Origin of the sequence: Candidatus Protofrankia californiensis (assembly GCF_900634765.1) — a bacterium.
Lineage (GTDB): Bacteria > Actinomycetota > Actinomycetes > Frankiales > Frankiaceae > Protofrankia > Protofrankia californiensis.
In genome coordinates this window covers 1-2,485 of the sequence record NZ_CAAAFT010000340.1, presented here as the reverse complement: position 1 = coordinate 2,485, position 2,485 = coordinate 1, and the positions used below count along the sequence as shown (strand labels likewise).

The 2,485-nt window shown below is 67.2% G+C and carries 3 protein-coding genes and 1 pseudogene; all 4 read right to left on the bottom strand.

Going from position 1 to position 2,485, the window contains the following annotated elements; translation table 11 throughout:
* The coding region (locus tag DD1DGNOD_RS31345; RefSeq protein WP_430827831.1) for a FitA-like ribbon-helix-helix domain-containing protein at positions 1 to 162 on the bottom strand (162 nt) is incomplete at its 3' end.
* A 199-nt stretch (positions 163 to 361) separates the two neighbouring features.
* A complete protein-coding gene (locus tag DD1DGNOD_RS17715) occupies positions 362 to 1,231 on the bottom strand; it encodes an ABC transporter permease (protein WP_241251625.1) in 870 nt (289 codons plus the stop codon).
* A complete protein-coding gene (locus DD1DGNOD_RS17710; RefSeq protein WP_131767575.1) occupies positions 1,224 to 2,078 on the bottom strand; it encodes an ABC transporter permease in 855 nt (284 codons plus the stop codon). The genes DD1DGNOD_RS17715 and DD1DGNOD_RS17710 overlap by 8 nt, the downstream gene beginning before the upstream one ends.
* Before the next feature lie 79 nt (positions 2,079 to 2,157).
* Positions 2,158 to 2,485, bottom strand: a pseudogene (locus tag DD1DGNOD_RS29730) (hypothetical protein); the annotation flags it as partial.

Genomic DNA, 2,485 nt, shown 5'->3' with positions numbered 1-2,485 from the left:
AGTCGTGATCCGATTGATCACTTCGTCCAGGGTGGGGGTCGTCGCGAGCCGGGCGAGCTGGACCGTCAGGTACTGCTGCAACGACTGGCCCGCGTCGCGGGCTCGTTCCTGCAGCTTGCGGTGGATGTCGTCGGGAAGGTCGCGGACCACGACGGTCGTCATGCATGCATGATGCATGCCCTCAGATCGACTGTGCAACCCGCCGACCACGACGATCTCAGCTCAGCTCGGTGGTACGGCCAGTGTGACGGGCAACCCGCCACAACCAAGCCATCTGTCACCGGCGGAACAGGTGCGGCATGCTTGCCTGCCGCTTTGAAGGCGTACGGGCCCGGTGCGAAGTCGGCTACCTGCCGGACGATCAGTTGCCGGTGGAGCGGTAATGGCGCAGGCCGGTACGCCAGGCCGCGGTGGCGAGCGCGAGCAGGGCGGCGGCCACCAGCGGTGAGGCGAAACGGAACAGGGACGGCAGGCCGAGGGGGTCGGGCTTGGCGAGCACGTACAGGGCGGGCTGCCAGTTGAGGAACGCCAGCGGGACGAGAAAGGTCAGCATCCGCATCCCGTCCCGACCGTAGATCGACATTGGGTACTGGGTCAGGAAGCTCCCGCCGTAGGTGACCGCGTTCATCGCCTCCGCGGCCTGCTCGACGACGAACTGGAACGCCGCCCCGGCAATCCAGACTGCGCTGAAGATGCCGATCCCGCAGATGATCATAGTAATGACGAGCAGCATGCGGCCGATCGTCCAGTGCACGTCCAGCCCGGCGAGGGACAGTCCGAGGACGCCGACGCCCTGGACGAGGCCACCGAGGCGGCGTGGGGAGAAACCGTCCGTGGCGACCTGCACGAGCAGCCCGACCGGCCGGACCAGCATCACGTCGAGACTGCCGTCCCGGATCCGTTCGCCGATCCGTTCCACCGACCCGAACAGCAGGTTGGACACGGCAAAGGAGGTGCAGGACGTACCGAACAGGAAACCCACTTCGGCGAGGTCGAAGTCGGCCAGCCGCGGCACGCGGGCGAACAGCACACCGATCACCACGATGTCCAGGCCGGTTGCCAGGAACTGCCCGACGGCCAGCAGCAGCACCGAGACGCGGTACTGCCAGGCGACCCGCGTCCAGGCCGCTGCGAACAGCAGGTAATGCCGCACTGCTTCATACCAGCCGTATCGTTCGTACGGGTCGAATCGTTCGTGCCCGCCGGGTCGGGCCGTCCCGCTGTCAGCCACCCTGGATGACCAGCTTCCGGGTGGCACGGGCGGTGAGCGCACGACCGGACGCAAGGAGCACGGCGGCCCATCCTGCCTGCAACGCGATCGCTGCAAATAGCGACGCACCGGTCCGGTTGCCGAGGAACACGTCCGCCGGTATCTGCATCATCGCGGCGAAGGGCAGCGCCTCGGCAAGGCCACGCAGCGCTCCCGGCATGATTGTCAGAGGTACGGAAATACCGGACAGGAACACCGCGCACAGGGTGTAGGCGCTTTCCAGCCCCCGCTGGTCGAGAAGCCAGAAGCTCGTGAGAGCGATCAGGTAACGCAGTCCGAAACTGACCAGGAAGCCCAGGGCCACGGACACGGCGAACAAGCCCCAGGTGCCGATGACGCCCCCTATGCCCGCGGATGCCATGCCTGTGGACGTCGTGCCCACTGACGTCGGCAGCCGCAGATCGAACAGGAGGGCCGCGACCGCCATGGGCGGCACCCCCCGGATGATCAGTTGGACGGCGGCACGTCCGCCGTCGTCCGCCAGCCACCAGGTCTGGAAGCTCACCGGCCGGGCCATGTCCATCGTCACGGCACCGGAACGGACACGCTCGGGCAGGTCTATGCCACCGCCGAACAGCGCCATCGACGTGATCAGGGCCTGCCCGAGGAAGACGAACGTCACGACGCCGCTGGCGTCGTACCCGCCGAGGCCGGGTTGCTGGTGCCACACCTGGAGCAGGACGTAGGCGCGGATGATCCCGAACACGGTGTTGGTGAACGCGCCGGCGGCTGTGGCGGCACGGTAACCGGCGTACCGGCGGGCGCTGCACCGGGCGACCGTGAGGTAGGTGGCGACGCTCCCTCTCACCGTGGTGTCGCTGTCATGGCCCTGGCCCCGGTCAGCGTCGTACCGGTCAGCGTCGTGCCACTGTCATCATGTTCCGTCGTCATAGTGACGCTGCCGTATCCGAGGTCCCGCTCTGCCGGGGGACGGGGCGGTTCCCGTCGGTGCCCGAGAAATCTTCCGCACCCGAGAAATCTTCCGTGCCCGGGACATCCTCCGTTCCTGAGGGATTCTTCGTGCCCGAGAAATCCTCTGCACCCGAGGAATTCCTCGTATCTGAGGGATCCTCTGTACCCGAGGTGTACAGCCGGGCTATGACGTCCTCGATCGCCGGCTCGCGGATGGACAGATCGATCAGCGGATACCGGTCGGCCACGGTGGCGACCAGCGGCGCCGCGCTCGCGCCCGCCGGAAACGCCAGCCACTGGCGT